General features: G+C 65.3%; 15 protein-coding genes. 11 read left to right on the forward strand and 4 right to left on the reverse strand.

All coding sequences use genetic code 11. The features are described from left to right. Positions 1-27 precede the first annotated feature (27 nt). Positions 28-945, forward strand: a complete 918-nt coding sequence (locus ACSBOB_RS29925; RefSeq protein WP_442579657.1) for an SMP-30/gluconolactonase/LRE family protein — start codon at positions 28-30, stop codon at positions 943-945. Positions 946-974: 29 nt separating this feature from the next. On the opposite strand, the gene ACSBOB_RS29930 is transcribed toward ACSBOB_RS29925, so the two are convergent. Continuing rightward, the gene (locus ACSBOB_RS29930; protein WP_442579658.1) at positions 975-1925 is read right to left on the reverse strand and encodes a GGDEF domain-containing protein; all 951 of its coding nucleotides are present in this window, start codon (positions 1923-1925) and stop codon (positions 975-977) included. A gap of 302 nt (positions 1926-2227) precedes the next feature. Here ACSBOB_RS29930 and ACSBOB_RS29935 point away from each other — a divergent pair, with 302 nt between their 5' ends. From ACSBOB_RS29935 to ACSBOB_RS29965, 7 genes are all read left to right on the forward strand, one after another. Beyond that, positions 2228-4234 (forward strand): CocE/NonD family hydrolase, encoded by a 2007-nt coding sequence (locus ACSBOB_RS29935; protein WP_442579659.1) that lies wholly within the window; start codon positions 2228-2230, stop codon positions 4232-4234. A gap of 15 nt (positions 4235-4249) precedes the next feature. Continuing rightward, positions 4250-5200 (forward strand): ABC transporter permease, encoded by a 951-nt coding sequence (locus ACSBOB_RS29940; RefSeq protein WP_442579660.1) that lies wholly within the window; start codon positions 4250-4252, stop codon positions 5198-5200. Next, positions 5184-6071 (forward strand): ABC transporter permease, encoded by an 888-nt coding sequence (locus tag ACSBOB_RS29945; RefSeq protein WP_442579661.1) that lies wholly within the window; start codon positions 5184-5186, stop codon positions 6069-6071. The genes ACSBOB_RS29940 and ACSBOB_RS29945 overlap by 17 nt, the downstream gene beginning before the upstream one ends. After that, entirely contained in the window at positions 6068-7033 is a 966-nt protein-coding gene (locus ACSBOB_RS29950; protein WP_442579662.1) for an ABC transporter ATP-binding protein, read from the forward strand. Before ACSBOB_RS29945 ends, ACSBOB_RS29950 begins: the two co-directional genes overlap by 4 nt. 163 nt (positions 7034-7196) lie before the next feature. Then, positions 7197-8255 carry an oligopeptide/dipeptide ABC transporter ATP-binding protein gene (locus ACSBOB_RS29955; RefSeq protein WP_442579663.1) on the forward strand — a complete coding sequence of 353 codons (1059 nt, stop codon included), beginning with the start codon at positions 7197-7199 and terminating at the stop codon, positions 8253-8255. After that, a complete protein-coding gene (locus ACSBOB_RS29960; protein WP_442579664.1) occupies positions 8227-9789 on the forward strand; it encodes an ABC transporter substrate-binding protein in 1563 nt (520 codons plus the stop codon). Before ACSBOB_RS29955 ends, ACSBOB_RS29960 begins: the two co-directional genes overlap by 29 nt. Positions 9790-9832: 43 nt before the next feature. Further along, positions 9833-10507 (forward strand): TetR/AcrR family transcriptional regulator, encoded by a 675-nt coding sequence (locus tag ACSBOB_RS29965; protein ID WP_442579665.1) that lies wholly within the window; start codon positions 9833-9835, stop codon positions 10505-10507. 22 nt (positions 10508-10529) lie between these two features. On the opposite strand, the gene ACSBOB_RS29970 is transcribed toward ACSBOB_RS29965, so the two are convergent. Both ACSBOB_RS29970 and ACSBOB_RS29975 read right to left on the reverse strand, forming a co-directional pair. Further along, a complete protein-coding gene (locus ACSBOB_RS29970; RefSeq protein WP_442579666.1) occupies positions 10530-12068 on the reverse strand; it encodes a trimethylamine methyltransferase family protein in 1539 nt (512 codons plus the stop codon). 9 nt (positions 12069-12077) lie between these two features. Continuing rightward, entirely contained in the window at positions 12078-14174 is a 2097-nt protein-coding gene (locus tag ACSBOB_RS29975; protein ID WP_442579667.1) for an oxidoreductase, read from the reverse strand. Positions 14175-14396: 222 nt separating this feature from the next. Between ACSBOB_RS29975 and lnt the strand changes: the two genes are divergently transcribed. The 3 genes from lnt (at position 14397) to ACSBOB_RS29990 (ending at position 17089) form a co-directional block, all read left to right on the forward strand. Next, positions 14397-15986, forward strand: coding sequence for an apolipoprotein N-acyltransferase (gene lnt / locus ACSBOB_RS29980; RefSeq protein WP_442579668.1), 1590 nt, complete (start codon positions 14397-14399; stop codon positions 15984-15986). Positions 15987-16097: 111 nt separating this feature from the next. Then, positions 16098-16517 carry a helix-turn-helix domain-containing protein gene (locus tag ACSBOB_RS29985; protein WP_442579669.1) on the forward strand — a complete coding sequence of 140 codons (420 nt, stop codon included), beginning with the start codon at positions 16098-16100 and terminating at the stop codon, positions 16515-16517. Between the two features lie 155 nt (positions 16518-16672). After that, positions 16673-17089, forward strand: coding sequence for a hypothetical protein (locus tag ACSBOB_RS29990; protein WP_442579670.1), 417 nt, complete (start codon positions 16673-16675; stop codon positions 17087-17089). 116 nt (positions 17090-17205) lie between these two features. Here ACSBOB_RS29990 and ACSBOB_RS29995 read toward each other — a convergent pair whose 3' ends face one another. Beyond that, positions 17206-21804: a beta strand repeat-containing protein gene (locus ACSBOB_RS29995; protein ID WP_442579671.1), complete on the reverse strand. Its 4599-nt coding sequence runs from the start codon at positions 21802-21804 to the stop codon at positions 17206-17208. Between the last annotated feature and the right edge of the window lie 457 nt (positions 21805-22261).

Consider the following 22261-nt stretch of genomic DNA (forward strand, 5'->3'; position numbering starts at 1 on the left):
GCCGATCGCAACAGCAAAGGGGGGACCATGGCCGCCGCCGACTATTACGAAATTCTCGATCCGCGCTTCGCGCGCCTCTTCAACGGTACCGCGCAGGTGGAGAAACTCTACACCGGATGCCGCTGGGCGGAGGGCCCGGCCTACTTCCCGGCCGGCCGCTATGTCGTGTGGTCGGATATCCCGAACAACCGGATGCTGCGCTACGACGAGACCGATGGCAGCGTCAGCGTCTTCCGCGAGCCCTGCGGCAACACCAACGGCAACACCGTCGACCGGCAAGGCCGGCTGGTGACCTGCGAGCATGGTGGCCGACGGGTGAGCCGCACGGAGTTCGACGGCTCGGTCACAACCATCGCGGACCGGTGGAACGGCAAGCGGCTGAATTCGCCGAACGATGTGGTGGTGCGCTCCGACGGCTCGATTTGGTTCACCGATCCGGCCTACGGCATCGACACCGATTATGAAGGCGACAAGGCCGAGAGCGAGGTCGGCGCCTGCCACGTCTACCGCGTCGATCCCGGCACTGGCGCGGTCGAGGCTGTCATCACCGACATGGTGCGGCCGAACGGCATCGCGTTTTCGCTCGACGAGCGCCAGCTCTACGTGGTCGACACCGGCCGCACCCACGGTGCGCACAACCCCGCGCATATGCGCGTCTTCGACGTCGACACGGCCGGAAAGGTCTCCGGCGGCCGGGTCTTCGCCGAGTGCACGGCGGGGTTGTTCGACGGTTTTCGCCTCGACTCCGATGGCCGCATCTGGACCAGTGCCGCCGACGGCGTCCACTGTTACGATCCCGACGGCACCCTGATCGGCAAGGTCAAGGTGCCCGAGATCGTCGCCAACTGCGTGTTCGGCGGGCCGAAGCGCAACGTGCTCTACATCTGCGGCACGACCTCGCTCTACGCGGTCCGCCTCATGGTCAACGGCGCCAAGACCTTCTAGCACTATCGCCTTGCGGCGGCGGCCCGCCGCTACGCGACATTGGACGCGGCGCGGTCGATGTGGATCTGGCCGCGGCCGTTCTTCTTGGCGGCGTAGAGGGCGAGGTCGGCCCGGCTGAACAGCGATTTGAGGTCGTCGCCGGGACTGGCCGAGGCCACACCGGCGCTAAAGCTGTAATGCACCGCCGGATGCGCCGGCGTCTCCTCATAGGGCCGCAGCGAGCGCATGAAGAGGTCGAGGAACTGCGCGGCGCGCGACGGCGAGGTCTCCGGCATCACCACCAGGAACTCCTCGCCGCCAAGCCGGCTGACCTTGGCGCGAGAGCCCATGTTGCCGACCAGCGCCTTGGCGAAATGCACCAGCACCTCGTCGCCGATCACATGGCCGTAGGTGTCGTTGATGAACTTGAAGTGGTCGAGGTCTATAATGGCGAAGGTCAGCGGCAGCCGGTTGGCGCGAAACTCGTTCAGCGCCGCGTCGGCCGTCGCCATGCCGCTCCTGCGGTTGGGAAGCCCGGTCAGCACGTCGGTCTCCGCCGCGTGCAGCGCGTCCGCATGCGCGTCGCGCAGCCGGCTTTCCTCGTTCTTCAACGTCGTGATGTCGGTAGCCACCGCCAGGACCCAGCCATTGTCGAGCCGGCAGTCGTTGACCCACCACCATGACCCGTCGACGATATCGACCGAGAAGTTGAAGCGCGGCGCCCCGATCCGACGGCGCTGCTTTATGCGCGGGACAAACACATCGAGGGTCATCGACTGTAGCCTGATGCCGCGGCCGGAAGCGATGGCTTCGGCCATGGCGTCGACGAAGTTGACGGGCAACTCGCGCAGGTCGGGAAAGAACGTATTGCGGAACGTCTCGTTGACGTAGCGGATGTCGTCATTCTCGTCGCACAGGCAGACGCCCGCCTGCCCTGCTCCGAGAGCAGCCGTCAGCATGCGCATCAGCCCGGGGTCTATCTCAGCGTCCGAGGTGTTCACCCGTGCCTCATGGAGCAAAAACGAGCCGCGGCGGAATGCCGGAACCTATCCTGTCGGCCCCTTAACATCTGCTTAAAAATCAACCGCCGTGAGGCCTCGTCCCCTGGAGACTACATCGCCTCTCCGGCCGTTGTTTGACAATGATCGCCTGCGGCGATTTGGCATAGCGAGGCCGGCCGGCACTGGCAGATCGACGACCTTTCGCCGGGAAACAGAATAAATCCCCCGCAAGTCGGGTTGCTCCCGGAAACGCCTTGTTGTACGGTCGTTCAACAAGGCGTTTCCGGGACATTCCCGCCGTGGTGCGAACCGAATTCCCTTTTGAGGTCGAGACGACCGATCCACACTGGATCGTGCTGGCAGACGGCACGCCGATCGCCGCCACGCTGTGGCGCCCGGTCACCGAGGCCAAGGTGCCGGTGGTGGTCGAAATGGTGCCGTATCGCCGCCGCGACGGCACCGTGGCCCGCGACCTGGACATGCATCCCTGGATGGCCGGGCACGGCGTCGCCTATGCCCGCATCGACATACGCGGCGCCGGCGATTCCGGTGGCGACCTCGCCGACGAATATCTGCCGCGCGAGCAGGAGGACGCGGTCGAGATCATCGGTCATCTCGCCGCTCAAGCGTGGTGCAACGGCAATGTCGGCATGACCGGCATTTCGTGGGGCGGTTTCAATGCGCTGCAGGTGGCGGCGCGCCGGCCGCCGGCGCTGAAGGCCATCATCACCCATTGCGCCACCGACGACCGCTACGCCGACGACATCCACTACATGGGCGGCGCGCTGCTGACCGAGCAGGAGATGTGGTCGAACTTCATGCTGGTGAAGAAGTCGATGGCGCCCGACCCGCAGATCGTCGGCGGCACCTGGCGCGGTATGTGGGAAGAGCGGCTGAAGACGACGCGGTCGCTGTCGGAGATCTGGCTTACCCACCAGCGTCGGGACGCCTATTGGAAGCAGGGCTCGGTGTGCGAGGATTTTTCAGCGATCGAATGCGCGGTCATGGCGGTCTGCGGGTGGGAGGATTCCTACAAGAGTTTTGTCGCGCGGCTGTTGGAAAACCTTCCCGGCCCAAAACTCGGCATCGTCGGGCCGTGGTCGCACGCCTATCCCTGCCGCGGTGCACCCGGTCCGTTGATCGGCTATCTCCAGGAAGCACTGCGCTGGTGGAAGCACTGGCTCGGCGGCGAGGACACCGGCATCATGAAAGAGCCGCTCTATCGCGCCTGGATCACCGGCGAGGAGCGGCCAAGACCCTTCTACCTGCCGGACCACGCCGGCTCCTGGGCGGGCGAAGAGGAATGGCCGTCGCCGCGCATCGAGCGCCGGACGCTGCATCTGAACGCTGCTGGCCTCGAGATAGAGGCTGTGGCGGGCGGAACCCGCTCCATCCGTTCGCCCGCCACGGCCGGGCGCGATTGCGGCCGCTGGGGCGGCTATGGCGGAAGCTGCCCGGACATGGCGACCGACCAGCGCCGCGAGGACGGGCTGGCGCTGTGCTTCGACACACCCCCGCTCGACGCGGATTTGACGCTGCTCGGCGCGCCGGAGATTGACCTCCTCGTCACGGTCGATGAGCCGCATGTCAATCTCGCGGCCCGATTGTGCGACGTCTATCCCGACGGTACCTCGGCGCTGATGACCTATGGCGTGCTCAATCTCAGCCACCGCGACAGCCATGAGCATCCGACGCCGTGCCCGGTCGGCACCCCGTTCCGCGTCCGGCTGAAACTCAACGATCTCGGCCGCACGATCCCGAAGGGTCACCGCATCAGGCTGGCGCTGTCCAACCAGTACTGGCCGATCCTCTGGCCGCAGCCAAAACTCGCGACACTGACGGTCATGGCCGGAGAAAGCGCGCTGACGCTGCCCGTCCGTCCACCATCGCCGCGCGACGAAGAGGTTCGCTTCGAAGGAGCCGAGACCGCCCCGCCGGTGCCAACCACCGTTTTCGAGGAAGGCTTCGACCGTCGCATCGTCACCGACGACGTCGGCAGCGGCCTGCAGACGATCACCCTGACCTCCGATCACGGCCGAACGCGCTATGACGACCGCGGCATCACCGTGGCCTCGGCCAACACCGACGTCATGAGCATCCATGCCGACGATCCGCTTTCGGCAACGCTGGTGACGGAGTACCGTTGGGCCATCGCCAGCGGGGAGGCCGACACGGAAAGCATCGCGCATACCGAACTGACGGCCGACGAGACGCATTTCACTCTGAGCTGGCGTCTGGAGGCCCGAGAACGGGGCAGACTGGTGCACAGCGCCTCGGCGACGAAGCGCATCAGGCGCGACTTCGCCTGAAGGGAGCGGGAGACGATGCTCACCTACGCGGTCAAGCGCATCGGCCTCGGTCTCCTGATCCTCGTCTTCGTCATGGTCGCCATGTATGCGGCCGTTTTCCTCGTCCCCGGCGATCCGGCGACCGTCGCGCTCGGTCCTCGCGCCACGCCCGAACTCAAGCAGATGCTGACCGAGCGCATGGGCCTCGACCAGCCGGTCTGGGTGCAGATCTTCCAGTTCTTCCGCAACGCGCTGACCGGCAATCTCGGCTATGATGTGTGGTCGAACCGGCCGGTCTCGACACTGGTGATGGAGGCGCTCCCCAACACGCTGATCCTCGGCGTGGCGGCACTCGCAACCGCGCTCATCATCGGTGTGCCGCTCGGCTGCCTGTCGGTGATGCGGCGCGGCACCGCCGCCGACACGGTGATCGGCGTGGCCTCCGTCGCGGTCATCGCCGTGCCGTCCTTCCTCGTCGCTATCTATTCGCTGTTGCTCTTCGCCGTCACGCTGCGCTGGCTGCCGGCGATTGGAGCGGGCGAAGCCGGCAACTTCGTCAGCCAGGCCAAGGCGCTGATCATGCCGGCGCTCGCCATCGCGCTCGGCTGGATCGGCTACATCGCACGCATGGTGCGGGCCTCTATGATGGAGGTGATGGGCGAGCCGCACATCCGCACGGCGCGCTCCTTCGGCCTGCCGGAATGGAAGATCGTCTCCAAATATGCGCTGCGCATCGCCATCATCCCAACCATCTCGCTGGTCGCCGTCGGCCTCGGCGCCATCCTGTCCAGCGCGGTGTTCGTCGAGGCGGTGTTCGCGCGGCCGGGCATCGGCAAGCTGATCACCGATGCCGTCAACACCCGCAACTATCCGGTCGTGATGGGCACGGTGCTGATCATGACCGCCATCTACGTTTCGATCACCATCGCCGCCGATCTCCTGATCGCGCGGCTCGACCCGAGGGTGCGCGATGTCTTCCGTGGCTGAGGTTGGCGCCTCCTACAGCGGCCGGCGACGGTTTCCGGTGCTGCGCGCGCTGCTGGCCGATCCGATCACCGGCATCGCGCTGGTCCTCGTCGTCGCCTTCCTGGTCACCGCAGCCTTCGCGCCATGGCTTGCGCCCTATTCGCCGACCAGGATCGACGTGTTGCACAAGCTGCAGCCGCCGTCGGCAGCACATTGGTTCGGCACCGACCATCTCGGCCGCGACCTGCTTTCCCGCGTCATCTACGGCGCACGCACGGCGCTGCTGATCGCCATGGTCTCGGTGGCGATCGCCGGCATGATCGGGCTGCTGCTCGGTCTGATCGCCGGCTACGGGCCGCGCTGGCTCGACGCGATCCTGGTGCTGACCTTCGACAGCCTGAACTCACTGCCGACGATCATGTTCGCGCTGGCCATCATCACCGTGCTCGGCGCCGGCACCGGCACCTTGATCATCGTCATCGCCGCGACCTCGTTCCCAAACTACGCCCGGCTGATCCGCGCCCAGACGCTGGCGCTGAAGAACAGCGACTACATCATGGCCGAACGGCTGCTCGACGCCGGACCGGCGCGCATCATCTTAGTCCACCTGCTCCCCAATGTCGTCGGCCCGCTGATCATCCTTTTGTCGATGGACATTCCCGTGGTGATCATGGTCGAGGCCGGGCTGTCGTTCCTCGGCCTCGGCGTGCGGCCGCCGACGCCGTCCTGGGGCTCCATCCTCTATGACGGCTACACCTCGATCCACTCGGCGCCCTTCATGGTCATCTTCGGCGGCCTGCCGCTGGTGCTCGCCACGCTGGGCTTCACCTTCCTCGGCGAAGGCCTGCGCGACTATCTCGACCCGCGGCTGAAAGCGGGGCGGCCCGCATGACCGCTTCGCTCGCCGCCCGCGACCTCAGCGTGCGCTACCATACGCCCAACGGCGACGTGCATGCGCTGCGCCATGTCGACATCGCGGCCAGCCCCGGCGAGGTCATCGGCATCGTCGGTGAGAGCGGCTGCGGCAAGTCCACGCTCGTAACCGCGCTGGCAAACCTGCTGCCGGCCAATGCGCGCGTCGACGGCTCGATCCTCTACAACGGCGTCGACCTGGTAACGCTCGGCGCCCACCGCCAGCGCATGCTGCGCGGCGACGAGATCGCGCTGGTCGGCCAGGACCCGATGACAGCCTTCAACCCTGTGCTGACCATCGGCGACCAGCTCGTCGATTTCCAGCATCACCGCCGCGACCTGAGCCGCCGTGAGAAGAAGGCCCGCATCGCCGACATGCTCGGCAAGGTGGGCATATCGGACGCCGAGCGGCGCATGGCGAGCTATCCGCACGAACTGTCGGGCGGTATGCGCCAGCGCGTCGCCATCGCGGCCGCGCTGCTCACCGATCCCGGCCTGCTGATCACCGACGAGCCGACCACGGCGCTCGACGTCACCATGGAAGCGCAGATCATCCACCTGCTGCGGGAGCTCAGGCGCGCCTTCAACGGCATCATTATCGTCGTCTCGCACCATCTCGGCGTGATCGCCGAGCTCTGCGACCGGGTCTATGTCATGTATGCCGGTGAGGTGGTGGAAGGCGGCGACGTCGACGCGATCTTCCACGACGCGCGCCACCCTTATACGCAGGCGCTGCTCGCCTGCGACCCGGCGCGCTTTCACGACAGGCTGGACAGGCTGCCGACCATCCCGGGCTCGCTGCCGAGCCTGATGGCGCCGCCCGCCGGATGCGTCTACGAAGCCCGCTGCGACCGCGCCTTCGCGCCGTGCCGCGCAACACCGCCGCCCAACGCGATCGTCTCGCCGGGGCACGCCGCGCGCTGCCATGCGGTGATGCGATGAGGGCGCCAGCGTTTCCCTCCCCCTTGAGGGGAGGGTCCGGCCGCAGGCCGGGGGTGGGGTCGGTGCGGCCAAACTCCAACGTCTCTTTGCGCCGAGCACTGCCGCGCGGACCCCACCCGGCCGCTTCGCGGCCACCCTCCCCTCAAGGGGGAGGGAAAAAGCCATGACCCCGCTTCTCGCCGTCGAAGACCTGTCGGTCACCTTCACACGCACCAACTGGATCAGCCGGCTGCTCGACCCCGTCCCGCTCCCGGCCTTCAACATCATAGACGGTGTCACCCTGTCGCTCATGCCGGGCGAGACGCTGGGGTTGGTCGGCGAATCCGGCTCCGGCAAGACGACGCTGGCGCGCACCATGCTCGGCATCGTCAAGGCGGCGACCGGGCGGATCGTCTTCGAGGGCAAGGAGGTGCGGACGCCGGCCGATTTCTGCGCCATGCGCCGCCAATCGGCGATGATGTTCCAGGATCCTGTCGCCTCGCTCAGCCCGCGCCTGCGCATCGGCACGCTGCTCACCGAGCCGCTGGTCATCCACGGCGAGCCGATGCAGGATCGCCGCGCGGTCGCCAAAGCGCTGCTGGCGCAGGTTGGCTTGCCGGCATCCTTCGCCGACCGTTTTCCGCATGAACTCTCCGGCGGCCAGGCGCGCCGCGTCGGCGTCGCCCGCGCGCTTTCGGTGAAGCCGCACCTGCTGCTTGCAGACGAGCCGACCGCCGGCCTTGACGTGTCGGTGCAGGGCGACGTGCTGAACCTCATCGCCGAACTGAAGCGCGAGCTTGGCTTCGCCGCGATGATCGTCACCCACAATCTGGCTATGATCCGCCACGTCAGCGACCGCCTCGCCATCATGTATCTCGGGCGCCTGGTCGAGACCGGGCCGACGCAGGACGTGTTTTCCGCGCCGATGCATCCCTACACCGCGACGCTCATCCAGTCGGAGCCGGTGCCCGACCCGCGCCAGCGCCGTGCCGAACTGGCGATCAAGGGAGAGATCCCGAGCGTCTTCAGCCGGCCGCCGGGCTGCGAATTCCACACGCGCTGTCCGATCGCGCGCGCGCCGTGCCGGACCGAGGCGCCGGCCTATCGCCGCATGGCCGGCGGCCGCATGGTGCGCTGTCATTTCCCGCTCGAAACGGGCGGGCAAGAACGGGAAGCCTTTTCACGCGCTTCCCCCAACATCAGGGGAAACAGACATGATCAGATGGAACACCGACCGGCGTAGCTTTCTGAAAGCCGCGGGCGCGCTTGGCGCCGCCGCGATGATGCGGCCGGGCTTTGCCTGGTCGGCGGACGGCGACACTTTGCGCATCCGCGTCGACGGGGACATCCAGTCGCTCGACCCCGCCTTCATGATCGGCGGCATCGAGGACATCATCATGCGCGGCATCTATGTCTCGCTGAACCGCCTCGGCGATTTGCGGGACGGTGCGCCGTGGTTCCCGTGGGGGGCGGAAAAGCTCGAGCAGAAGGATCCGCAGCAGATCGCCTTCACCCTGATCGACGGGCTCAAATGGTCGAACGGCTTTGGCCCGGTGACGGCGGAGGACGTGAAATTCTCCTACGAGCGCATCGCCGATCCCAACAACGCCTCGCCCTGGGCCTATCAGTTCGAGCAGCTCGATCGCGTCGAGGTGATCGACCCGCGCAACGGCATCATCCACCTCAAGAAGCCCTACCAGCCGATCTATGTGGTGACGCTGCCCTATTATGGCGGCCACATCATTTCGAAAACCGGGACGGAAAAGGCCGGCGGCAAGTACACGACCGAGGTTCCCGCCACTTGCGGGCCGTATTTGTTGACCAGCTGGGAGCAGAAGCAGAAGGTTACACTGACCGCCAACCCGGACTGGCCGGGGCCAAAGCCGGATTTCGGCAAGGTCGAGATCTACATCGTCGCCGACGACCAGGCGGCACAGCTCGCCTACGAGGCGGATGCCTTCGATTACACCAAGATCCCTGTATCGGCGGCGGAAGCGGTGCGCAAAAGCCCGCCGGCGGCGACCAGCGTCATCGAAGCGCAGTCGACGCGCTACCAGTGGCTGTCGATCAACATGCTGAGCCCGCGTCTGCAGGACGCCAAGGTGCGGCAGGCCGTGCAATACGCGCTCGACGTCAGCCAGATTCTGACCGGCGTCTATGACGACCTCGTGCCGCGCTCGACCGGCGTGCTGCAGCCCGGCACCAAATTTGCCCGCGCCAAGAACCTGATCGATGCGCCGGACTACGAAAAGGCCGCGGCGCTGCTGTCGGAAGCGGGCGTGAGCGACCTGTCCCTGACGCTGACGGTGATGAACGATTCCACCCGCACGGCGGTGGCGCAGATCATCCAGGCAAGCCTCGAGCAGGCCGGCATCAAGGTCGAGATCCAGCCCTATGACGAGGCGGCCTACTGGGGCGTCGGCGACAAGACGCAGGGCGACGGCTACAAGAACATCGATCTCGCGCTGATGGATTTCGCGGGCGGCGTCGACCCGTCGGAGAACCTGGTGTGGTTCCGCCCCGACCAGATCGGCGTCTACAACTGGTCGGGTTTCGACAGCCCGGAATTCGAGAGCAGCTACCAGCAACTGGTCACCGAGACGGACGAGGCGAAGCGCGTCGCACTCTCCAACCGCATGGAGGATTTGATGGAGGAATCCGGTGGCTTCATCTTCATCTGCCACCAGCCGCTGGTGGTGATCCACAAGGATACGTTCACGCCGGTGATCTATCCCGACGGGCATCCCAATCCCGTGCTTTTCAAGAAGAAGGCATGATGCGAGAAGTGACAGCCGGGCCGGCATCGGCTAGCTGGAACCCGTGACCGAAGACGAACCGGCAATCGAAAAGCGGAAACGAGGCGCCAGGAAACCGGCGCCGCGCTTCAGCCGCGAGCAGGCGGATGTGCGGCGCGCCATGCTGATCGAGGCCGCGGCGCGCTGCCTGTCGCGCGGCGGCATCGGCGCCTTCACCATCAACAGCATCTGCCGCGAGGCCGGCGTGTCGCGCGGGCTGATCAACCATCATTTCGACAGCCTCGATGCGCTGCTTGTCGAAGTCTACAAATCCTCGCTCTACGCCAGCGTCAACGCGCATATCGCCGAGGCCAGGCAGCGCCGCGCCATGAATGCCGACTGGCCGCCGCAGCAGGCGCTGGTGGCGCTGGTGCGTTCCAACTTCTCGCCGGTCTATTTCAGCCGCGCCAATTTGCTGCTCTGGCTGTCGCTGTGGGGCGAGATCGCGGTCAACCCGCGCCTGCAGGCCGCCCACAGCGAACTCTACAACGCCTACCGGGCCGAACTGGCGGAAGACATCGCCGCCGTCGCCCGATCGCGCGGCAGAAATGTCGACGCGCCGGCGCTGGCCCGCAACTTCATCGCCCTGGTCGACGGCCTCTGGCTCGAATGGTGCCTGGATGCCAGCGTCGTGACGCCGGAAGACGCCGAAGCCGCCGGCTTCGAGATGCTGGAAGCGCAGGTCGGGGCGTTGCGGTGACTCCGTTCTACAGGAGGGACATTCAGTTCAGCGGCGAACCGCCTTCCAGCTTGCGGCGCGCCATGTAGTCCCTCAGGGCCTCGTCGACGCCTGGGTCGATTGGCGGCTGCTCGTAGTCGGCGACCATGCGCTTCCAGATCGTGTTGGCGCGTTCGCGCGCCGTCACCTGCCCGCGCTCCATCCAGGTGTCGTAATTGTCCCAGTTGGAGACCAGCGGCGAATAGAACGCCCGCTCGTAACGCTGCATCGTGTGCGCCGCGCCGAAGAAATGGCCGGCGGGGCCGACCTCGCGCACGGCGTCCAGCGCCAGCGTGTCGACGTTGACGACCGGTGGCTCGAAATAGGCCGCCATCATCTGCAGCATCTCGCAGTCGATCACCAGCTTTTCGAACGACGCCGTGAGCCCGCCGCCGAGCCAACCGGCGGCGTGCAAAACCAGATTGGCGCCGCCCATTAGGCAGCCCCACAGCGACATGGCGCTTTCATAGGCGGCCTGCGCGTCGACGGCATTGGCGGCCGTCACGTTGGAGGAGCGGAACGGCACGCCGATCAGCCGGCAGAGCTGGCCGGTGATCTGGGCGGCTTGCGTGTATTCCGGCGTGCCGAAGGCCGGCGCACCGGTCTTCATGTCGACGTTCGAGGTGAAGCCGCCATACATCACCGGCACGCCGGGCCGGACGATCTGTGTCAGCACGATCCCGGCCAGCGCTTCCGCGTGCTGCTGCGACAGCGCGCCGGCCAGCGTTACCGGGCTCATCGCGCCGGCCAGCGTGAACGGCGTGATGACGTTGACCTGGCCATGCTCGGCCAATGCAATCAGCCCCTCGGCCATCGGCTCGTCGAGCTGCAGCGGCGAGTTTGTGTTGATGATCCCGGTGAACACTGGCATCTCGTTCCACAGGTTTTCGCGCGTCGTGCCGAGCGAGATCGCCACCATCTCCAGCGCGTCGATGGCGCGGCCCTTGCCCAGCGTCTGCGGCTGCCAGTTTTTGTCGAGCAGCGTGATCTCGGCGTAATAAAGATCGAGATGCCGGGTGTTCTGGTGCAGGTCGAGCGGTTCGAACGGCCCGCCGCCTTCCTGGTGCAGCACGTTGAACGACTGGATCAACTTGAGGTAGTCGCACATCTCGGCATAGGTGCCGGGCCGCCGGCCGCGGTCGTTGTCCATGACGTAGGCGGGGCCGCCGACCGACGACAGGATGCAGTGCGGCCCGCCCACCCTAACGTTCTTCTCCGGATTGCGGGCGCGCAGATCGAAGGACGATGGCGCAGTGGCGATGCGCTCCATCACGAAAACCCGGTCGAAACGCACGCGCATCTCGCCCTCATCGACGTCCGCGCCGGCCTCGCGGTAGAGCCGCCGCGCCTGCGGCTGCAGCACGCGCATGCCGATCTCTTCGAGGATGGTGAGGCCCGCCTCATGGATCACCCGCACATGGTCGGCCGACAGCGGTTCGATCGGCGGATAGGGCCGCGTGAGTTGCTTCCAGGGACGCTGCTGGATGCTGCCCGCCTCGCGCAGCGGACGGCCGGGCCTGCGACGTGGCGAACTGCGTTCCATATCGCTCCCCTATTCGGCTGCTGTTCGTATCTCGAAACCCGGCTCGGCATCGACGATCGGCGTGTCGCGGCGGTAGGGCTGTACAGCCGCGCCAAGTTCACGCGCGAACTTGTGGCCGCTGTGCACGGCATGGACGATCGCGCCCGGTGCCAGCGCGTCGCCGATGCGGTCGACGCTGCGGATGCCGACGGCGGCAAGATCGCCGGCGCGCGCCGTCAGCGCCTCGTGCAGTTCGTCGCGCGGTAGCCTGAGCCCGACGATCAGCACCGAGCGGCAAGCCACGCGCGTCTCTTCGCCGGTGAAGACATGCGCCAGCGTAGCCGCCCCGCCGTCGAAGGATTTGAGCAGGTGCAAGGTCGTGACCGGCACATGGCGCTTGGAGAGCGCGCGATGCACCAGCGGCAGCTCGTTGGTCATTATGGTCCAGGCCGATGCCTGGCCCGCAGGCGTCACATAGATGACCGGAATGCCTTGCGCGGCAAGGTGCTCGGTCAGCACGCCGCCCATGTAATAATTGTCGAAGTCGAAGACGAGCGTCGGTCCTTCGGGCAGCCGCCCGGCGGCGATGTCGTCGGGGGTGAAGACTTGGCGGTCATCGAGCTGCCCGACCGGGATTTCGATCGCCGAATAAAGCATCCTCGTCCAGCGCGCCCCGGTCGCCAGAACGATACGGTCCGGGGACAGATCGATGATCTCGTCCACCCCGAGCGCGCTTTCCAGATAGAGCGAGACGTTCGACATCTTATTCAGCCGGCCGAGCCGATAGTCGACCACGCGGTTCCAGGCAGACAGACCGGGCAGCGTCTTCTCATAAGCCAGCCTCCCGCCGAAGGCGCGCCCCGAATCCGCCAGCGTCACCTCATGGCCGCGGCGGCCGAGCGTCAGCGCGCATTCCAGCCCCGCCGGCCCGCCGCCGACGATCAGGATCTTTTCCGGCTTCGCGGCTGGTGCAACCCGTTCCGGATGCCAGCCGCGCCGCCATTCCTCGCCGGCGGTGGGGTTCTGCGTGCAGCGCACCGGCACGCCGTCATGCCAACTCGAAATGCAGATGTTGCAGCCGATGCACTCGCGGATCTCGTCCTCGCGGCCCTCAAGAATCTTCTTCGGCAGGAACGGATCGGCGATCGACGGCCGTGCGCCGCCTATGAAATCGAGCACGCCCCGCCTGATCTGCGAGACCATCGTGTCAGGCGACGTGAAGCGGCCGACGCCTACCACCGGCTTCTTGGTCAACGACTTGACGAAATCGATCACCGGCTCGTGGCTGCCCTCGCTGGTGAAGCGCGATGCCGAACAATCGGTCGGGCTGGAATCCATCTTCACGTCGAACAGGTCCGGCACATCCGCCAGCAGCTCGATCAGCTCATGCGCCTCCGACGGCTGGTTGCGCCCTGGCCGAGCGCGCAGTTCTTCCAAACTGACACGCAACGCCACGCCGCAGTCCTTTCCCACGGCGTCCTTCGTCACCTCGATCATCTCGCGCACGAAACGCGCGCGGTTTTGGATCGAGCCGCCATAGTCGTCGGTGCGGTGGTTGTATTCCGGCAGCAGGAATTCGTAGCCGAGATACCCCATGCCGGCATAGACATAGATGACATCGAAGCCCGCCGTCCGCGCTTTTCGCGCGCCTTCCGCCTGCCACCTCAAAACGTCGCGAATATCGGATTTGTCCATGGTCTTCGGGCGCAAATTGCCCATGAAGCCGACATGCGTCGCCATCCAGGGGATGCCGGACGGCGACAGCGGCAGCAGCCGGCTGGTCCTGTTCATCACCGAGGCGCCCCCGTGCCACAACTCGACACCGGCCAGCGAGCCATGGCGGTGCACGGCCTCGGTCATCAGCGCATGGGCGCGGATGTCGTTGTTGTCCCACATGGTGGCGAAAGGCAGCGGCGCATCGTCGGAACTCGGATCGATGGAGCAGGCGCCGGTGCAAATCACGCCCCAGCCCCCCTCGGCCTTGGCCTCGCGGAAGGCGGCGCGCACACGCGGCAGCGTGTTGGTCATGCCGCTGGCGTGCGGCACCTGGTAGAAGCGGTTGGGCGCGATGACGGGGCCGATCCGCACCGGCTCGAACAGGATTTCGTAGCGGGGATTGCAGCCCATCGAACCACGCGAAAATGCTTGTTGAACGATCGTATAACAAGGATTTTGCGAACACAATGGGCCGCGACGCGTGACTATGGGGACGGCGGCTGGCAAGGGCCGCACCATCCAGCCCGAACGCGCGCTCTCGCGACGGCTTCCCGCAGCCAAATCCTTTGGCATTCGCGAAGCCGGCGCCATGCTGGTAAACCTGCCTTGGGTGATTCGCGACGGGGACCGCGCATGGAGCGCCTATCAGGGCGGATAATCTTGCTGTGGGGCTGGCGCCGGTCCCTGGCTGCGTTTCTCGCCGGCGCCTTGCTCGTGCTGACGCAGGCGCCCTACGATTTCTTCGCTGCCGGCTTCGTTTCCTTTCCCGTGCTGGCCTGGCTGCTGGACGGGGCCACAGCGCCGACATCGGCCAGCGTCTTGGGCCGCCTCCGGCCGGCCTTCGCGGTCGGCTGGTGGTTCGGCTTCGGCTACTTCCTCGCCGGACTGTGGTGGATCGGCAGCGCACTGCTGGTCGAGGCCGACAGCTTTGCCTGGGCCCTGCCCTTCGCCGTGCTCGGCGTGCCCATCCTCCTCGCCTTCTACTACGGATTCGCGACGGTGCTCGCCCGCCTGCTGTGGAGCGACGGCATAGGCCGCATTGCAGCGCTCGCCTTCGGCTTCGGCGTCGCCGAATGGCTGCGCATCTTCCTGTTCACCGGCTTTCCGTGGAACGAGATCGGCTACGCCGCCATGCCGGTCCCTCTGCTGATGCAGAGCGTTTCCGTCGTCGGCCTGATCGGCATGAACGCGCTTGCCGTCTTCGTCTTCGCCATGCCGGCCATGCTGTCGTCCGCCCGCCACCGGCGCGCCGGTCTGGCGGTTGCCGCGATCCTCTGCCTGCTGCATGCCGGCTTCGGCTTGTACCAGCTGTCGCGGCCCGCCGGCGACGGCGAACGCAGGCTCGCGGTGCGCATCGTCCAGCCATCGGTCGACATGTCGCAGAAATGGAACCCGGCGGAAGAGGAAAGGGTGTTCGGCGACCTGATGCGCCTCAGCGCCGAACCGCCGGCGGCAGGCCACACCAAGCCGCAGCTCATCCTCTGGCCGGAAACCTCGGTGCCGTTCCTGTTCACCGACCGCCCCGACGCGCTGGCTGCCATCGGCGCCATGCTGACCGACGGCCAGATGCTCATGGCCGGGGCGGTCCGCTCCGAAGGAGACGGCTCGCAGCGGGCGACGCTCTACTACAATTCGGTCGTCGCGATCGATGCAGGCGGCGAGATCGTCGACGCCGTCGACAAGATTCACCTCGTGCCCTTCGGCGAATACCTGCCGTTCGCGGATGTCCTCGAACGCATCGGACTGAAGCAGTTGGTAGCAGGACCCATGAATTTTGCCGCGGGAACTCTTCGCAAGGCCATCGCTTTGCCCGGCGGCCTGCTTTCCACACCTTTTATTTGCTATGAAATCATCTTTCCTGACCTTGTCGCCATTGACGTTGCATCCAGTGATATTATTGTGAATGTCACAAACGACGCATGGTTTGGAAATACGCCTGGTCCCTACCAGCATTTCCGTCAGGCGCAGGTCCGGGCCGTTGAGACAGGACTGCCAGTCGTGCGCGCCGCAAACACGGGAATCTCCGGTGCCGTCGATCCGAATGGCCGCGTCATCGACGCGTTGGCGATCGATGCACGAGCCTTCATCGATGTCGACCTCCCGGTACCGGTGCGCGCCAGCCGCCAGACGTTGCCGTATGGCGCGGTCGGCCTTGCCATCGTCGGATTGTTCGGCCTGATCGCCGCCGCTTCCATCGCGATACGGCGTATCAAGTCGAATTGACAGAGCGTATATTAGAAACTCATACTGTAATGACATCCGGGCATGGCTTCGTCCGCATGGCATGGTCCGGAGACCGCCAACAAACACAAGCCGCGGAACGGCGAGGAAGACATGGACGGCAAAGAGAACAAGAAAAAACCGAACCCGACGGACATCCATGTCGGTAGCCGGATTCGCCTGCGCAGGAACATGCTGGGCATGAGCCAGGAGAAGCTGGGCGAAACGCTCGGCATCACCTTCCAGCAGATCCAGAAATACGAGAAGGGCACCAACCGCGTCGGCGCGAGCCGGCTCCAGGCGATCTCCGAGATTCTCGGCGTGTCGGTATCGTTCCTGTTCGAGGACGCGCCCGGCCACGAGAGCGCGGCGCGCGGCTTCGCCGAGGACTCGGCGGCCACGCTCGCCCTCGACTTCGCCACCAGCACCGAAGGCCTGCAGCTCAACCGCGCCTTCGTGCGGATCACCGATCCCAAGATCCGGCGCAAGGTCATCGATCTGGTCAAGGCGCTGGCGGCCGACGATCCAGAGTAGCGGCGCGAGCAGGCGGCGGGGATCGGACCATCCGCACTACTCTGAGCGTCGCGCGGATCACGCGCAATGACCGTCCTGTGCGATGGACAAATGGCTTCTCACGCACCTATCCTCCTCGCCGCTGTAAGCGGCGAGGAGGGGTTTTGAAGATCGTAATGACGCCGTCGGTATTTCGGCAACTGGTTGTGGCGAATCTAGTCGTTCCGTTCATCGGCCTCGCCGTCGAGATCGCACACTCACCGGGTACGCCGAATGCCGAACCTTTCACGATGTACCAGGGCATCCTTGCCGGGATATTCCTGCTGCTCATCGTGGCCCTGGTCGCCATGACGATCGGCCTTTGCCTTTTCACCCGATGGTCCAGACCCACGGCTCTATGGCTGACGATAGCCGGGCTTGCCATGTCTGTTTTCACCGACAATTCCTATCCAACTGCTCCCCTCGCGGAAGCGATCTATGAACTGTCGACCCTGCTGACGGGCGCGGTCCTCGCAGCCGCCTACTGGTCGCCCGTCAGCCGGCTGTTCGAGCCAGGAAGCGTCGAACAAGATTTGGCTGATGTGTTCAGCTAGCAGCGGCGCCATCGAGTTTGGCCGGCTGCGGCATCGCTGTCTGGCGTCGGACCAAGCCGAGTATCGGGCAGCGCGATGGCCCCGACGAGCCACCGGCCATCCGGGGCCACCCGTGGTCAGATCACCACGAAATCGGCGGCGGTAAGGCTGAGGCCCGCTGCCAGCGAGGCGAACTTGACTGCGGTGAAGGCGTTACCCAATCCGTCCGCGTCGTAGAACAGCGAGCCGGTGTTGGAGTTGTAGAGGATGCGGTCGTCGGCATCCCTCGGCGCCAGGAAATTATCCTTGAAGAAGGCCGCTGAAAGCACCCCGGTCGTGGTCAGCGCGGTGAAGATGGCGTTTTCCAGCCGTATCGTGTCGTCGACCACGGTGAAGTCGGTGATGCTGTCGATGTTGGTCACGCCAAGCGCCGTGTCGAACAGGAAGCTGTCCTTCCCCGCTCCACCGGTCAGCACATCATTGTTCAGCCGGCCGTTCAGCGTATCGTCGCCATTGCCGCCAGCCAGCACGTTGACGCCGTCGTTGCCGGTCAGCGTGTCGCCGAACCCGGAACCGGTCAGGCTCTCGATCGACGAATAGATGTCGCCTGCGGCATCGCCGGTATTCGCGGCTGATGTGGTCAGGCTGGCGACGACGCCGGCCGCAGCCGTGCTGTAGGAAGCGGTGTCCAGGCCGTTGCCGCCGGAAAGCGTGTCCGCGCCGGTTCCGCCGGCGAGGATGTCGTCGCCATTCTCGCCGAACAGATTGTCGTCGCCGCCGAGGCCGAAGATCGTGTCCTTGCCGGAGCCGCCGATCAGGCTGTTGATGCCGTTGGTGCCGGTCAGCTTGTCGTCGAAGGCCGAGCCGGTCAGGTTCTCGATCGACGTGAAGGTATCGCCGGCGGCCTCGCCGGTGTTGGTCGCCGGGCTGAGCAGCGCCGCGGTGACGCCCGCCGTCGCGCTCTCGTAGGTCGCCCGGTCGGTCCCCGCGCCGCCGGACAGCGCATCGGCGCCGGTGCCGCCATTCAGCACGTCGTCGCCGTCCTGGCCGAACAGATTGTCGTCGCCGCCAAGGCCGAAGATCGTGTCCTTGCCGCCCCCGCCGATCAGGCTGTTGGTGCTGTTCGTCCCCTTCAGCGTGTCGTCGAAGCCCGAGCCGGTCAGGTTCTCGATCGAAGTGAAGGTGTCGCCGGCGGCCTCGCCGGTGTTGGTCGCCGCGCTGAGCAGCGCGGCAACGATGCCGGCCGTCGCATTCTCGTAGGTCGCGCGATCCGAGCCGAGGCCGCCCGACAGTGCGTCCGCCCCGAGACCGCCATTGAGCATATCGTTGCCGTCCTGGCCGAACAGATTGTCGTCGCCGCCAAGGCCGAAGACGGCATCTCCGCCCGCGCCGCCGATCAGGCTGTTGGTACTGTTCGTGCCCTTCAGCGTATCGTCGAATGCCGAACCGGTCAGGTTCTCGATCGAAGTAAAGGTATCGCCGGCGGCCTCGCCGGTGTTGGTCGCGGGGCTGAGCAGCGCGGCAATGATACCGGCGGTTGCGTTCTCGTAGGTTGCGCGGTCCGAACCGAGACCGCCCGACAGGGCGTCGGCGCCGGCGCCGCCATTCAGCACGTCGTCGCCGTCCTGGCCGAACAGATTGTCGTCGCCGCCAAGGCCGAAGATCGTGTCCTTGCCGGCGCCGCCGATCAGGCTGTTGGTGCTGTTCGTGCCCTTCAGCGTGTCGTCGAAGCCCGAGCCGGTCAGGTTTTCGATCGAGGTGAAGGTGTCGCCGGCCGCTTCGCCGGTGTTCGTCGCCGGGCTGAGCAGCGCGGCGGTGACGCCTGCCGCGGCATTCTCATAAGTAGCGCGGTCCGAGCCGAGGCCGCCGGAGAGCGCGTCGGCGCCAACGCCGCCATTCAGCACGTCGTTGCCGTCCTGGCCGAACATGCTGTCGTTGCCGTTCAGGCCGAAAACCGTGTCGTCGCCCGCTCCGGCGATGATGCTGTTGCCGGCATTGGTGCCGGTCAGATTGTCCTTGAAGGCCGAGCCGGTCAGGTTCTCGATGGAATTATAGGTGTCGCCCGCCGCTTCGCCGGTGTTCTTCGTCGGGTCCGACAGGTTGACGGTCAGGCCGGCCGCGGCGTTCGCGTAGCTCGCCCTGTCCGTTCCGAGGCCGCCCGACAGCACGTCGCCGCCCAAGCCGCCGTTGAGCGTGTCCGCCCCGTCGCCGCCGCTGATGAGGTCGCGGCGGGACGAACCGGTGATCGTTTCATCGGCGATCCCGCCCAAAATCCTGATGCGGTCGGTGGCGTTCCAGCCGCTGGAAATCTTGACGCCGGACAGGTCGAGAACGTTCCCGCCGGCCATGTCGAAGGTCACCGTATAGATGTTGCTGGCGCTGTGCGCATCCGTCATCAGTTCGACGAAACCGGCATCGTTCCACTGCCCGGCGGTCATGCGGACTTCCAGGCTGCCGGCGCCGTACAATTTGAGATACTCAAGGTCCACCAGGGTGGCGTTGGTCAAATCTCTCAGCCCATCGCTATACCCAAACTCCAATCGGTCGTCGCCCGAGCCGCCGTCATAGGTCTGCCCGGCGTCATCATCGTCATCATTGTCGCTCAAAATGTCGTCGCCGCCCTCGCCGTAGACGGTGTCGAGCCCATACCATGCATTGATGAAGTCGCCCCCGTCGCCGCCGCGGATGACATTGTCGCCAGAACTGCCGAAGAGCACATCCCCGTGCGCCGATCCGATGGAATTCTCGAAGTTGCTGATCTTGTCGCCCTGCGCATGGCCGCCGCTCACCGTCGAGAGATCGAGATCGACGGTCACGCCAGTGTCCGACCCGGCATAACTCACGGTGTCGATGTCGTCGCCGCCGTCGAGCGTGTCCGCACCGGCGCCGCCCTCGATCGTGTCGTTGCCGGCCGCGCCTTCGATCAGGTCGCCGATAACCGTGCCGGCGATCGTATTGCCAATTCCATCGCCGCGCACGATGACCACGTCGCCGGGCTCATCGAAGCCGGTGACGGTCACCTTCGAAAGGTCGAGGTCGATCTCGCCCTCCATGAATATCTCGACGATCGTCGACTGCCCGGCCTTGGCGTTGGACACGAATGCGTCGAAGCCCGTCTTGAACTGTGTCGCCGACATCTGCACCGTGGCCCCGCCGCCGAAGGAGCTGGAGAAGCCGAGATTCTCCAGGTCGTTGACGGTCACGATGCGCAGGTCGAAGACATCGTCGCCGTCGCCGAAGACCGACAGGCGGTCACGATCCGCGCCACCGTCATAGACTTCGCCGGCAAAGAACTGCCCCGCGGCAAACCCCAACTCGTCAATACCGGCTTCGCCATACGTTTTGTCCACGCCCTTGTAGCCGAAGACAGCATCGTTGCCGGCGCCACCTCGCAACTCGTCGTCGCCCCCCACTCCGGAGAGGACGTCATTGAATGCGCTGCCGACGAGGATCTCGAAGTTCTTCAGCGTGTCGCCCTGGGCATGGCCGCCGCTCGCGTTGATACCGAGGGTGACGGATACGCCCGCATCCGAGCCGGCATAGCTCACGGTGTCGATGTCGTCGCCGCCGTCGAGCGTGTCCGCGCCCGCGCCACCCTCGATCGTGTCGTTGCCGGCGCCTCCGCTGATACCGTCATTCGTGGTGGAGCCGACGATCGTTTCATCGGACCCGTCGCCTTCGACGAGAACGGAGTCCTCGGCAACATTGATCTGCTCGAACTTGAAGCCGGAAAGGTCCACAAAATTGGCGCCTTCCATGAAGATCTTCAGCGTCTCGCTCACACCCGCCAGGTTGGAGAACACCACCGTCGCCTTGGAGTCGATGCCGGCGCCGATCTGCCCGGCGACGATCTGAATCTCGCCGCTTGCCGGCGCGCCCTTGTCGTCGAACTTCAGCACCTCCATCGAGTGGAATTGAACGCTGGTGACATCGGCGACGTAGTCGCCGCCATTGCCGGTCGCGAAGATCGTGTCGGTGCCGCTGCCGCCATTGGCGTATTCGGAAAAATCGCCGTCGAAATTGGTGAAGACGAAGGTGTCGTCGCCGCCATAGCCCGACATCTGGTCGTTGCCCGCGCCGCCGATCAGCGTATCGTTGCCGCTGACGGGGTCGGCATTGGTGACCGCCTGTCCGGTCAGCGAGACGTTGAGGATAAAGTCGTCGTCGGCCTCTAATGTCTCGTTCACGCCGTCATTTAATTCCCGCACCTTGATGATGTACGTCCCGGCGTCGGCGAATGTGTGCTGCAGGAACGAGTCCAGACTGCTAAGCGAACCGATATCGGCAACGCCGTCGTCGTTGCTCGCCAGAAGCGTCTTCCCGTCCGCTGAATAGATCTCGACGACCGTGTCGGTGCTGCCGGTATTTTCATCATCGCCGAAATCGATGTCGAGGGTGATTTCCGCGCCGGCGGCCACGTCGACGGACCAGAACGCCTGGCCGCCATGCTGGCCGGAAAACAAGATGGAGGTATGCGGGATTGTCGTGGAATTGACGATTTCGGAATTCTCGGCCGTGCTCCAGGGCAAGAGGTTACCGGTGATTTTAAAGGCGGCGCCGGCCGTTGCGCCGAAATCACCATCGAACGAGCTGAAGAAAAAGTCCTGATCGGCCAGAATCAGATCGTCGCCGCCAAGGCCGGACAGCGTGTTGTCAGGGGCATTGTTGGGAGAGTCGATGATGACATCCGCGTCCTCGGTCCCGGTCAACGGATTGCCAATAAATACCAATGCCATGTGAATTCCCCCTCAAGACGATCGTCTGCTGGCTGCCCCTCGCGCCCCTGCGGCGCACGGCATGCGAAGTAAGGTCAAACTTAAACGTGCCAGAAATTTCCAGGGCGCCCGGAACGCCGGTCTAGACGAAATAAGAGCCGGATACAGTCTGTCCCAGCCGGAATAAACCAGCCCGACCAACTCCGCGTTCGCGGCATTCGCCAACATCACTGGAAATACATGCACCCCCAAAGGCCAAAACCGGCCGGCACACCCCGTATGAATATTGCAAATAATCATAGGATCGGCAATGAACAAAATTAAGGATGTTTTGCTGCATCCGTAACTAGCGGCAAGGTCGTCTGCATGCGCAAACGGTTCTCGCGCAAGAGTGGCAGTCGATCCAGCGCCGGCATCCCGATGCATTCATAGGTTTGGGGACTCACCGAAGCCGATTTTCTTGGTCTGCCGATTGGAC

The sequence above is a fragment of the Mesorhizobium sp. KACC 23794 genome (assembly GCF_052180275.1).
Lineage (GTDB): Bacteria > Pseudomonadota > Alphaproteobacteria > Rhizobiales > Rhizobiaceae > Kumtagia.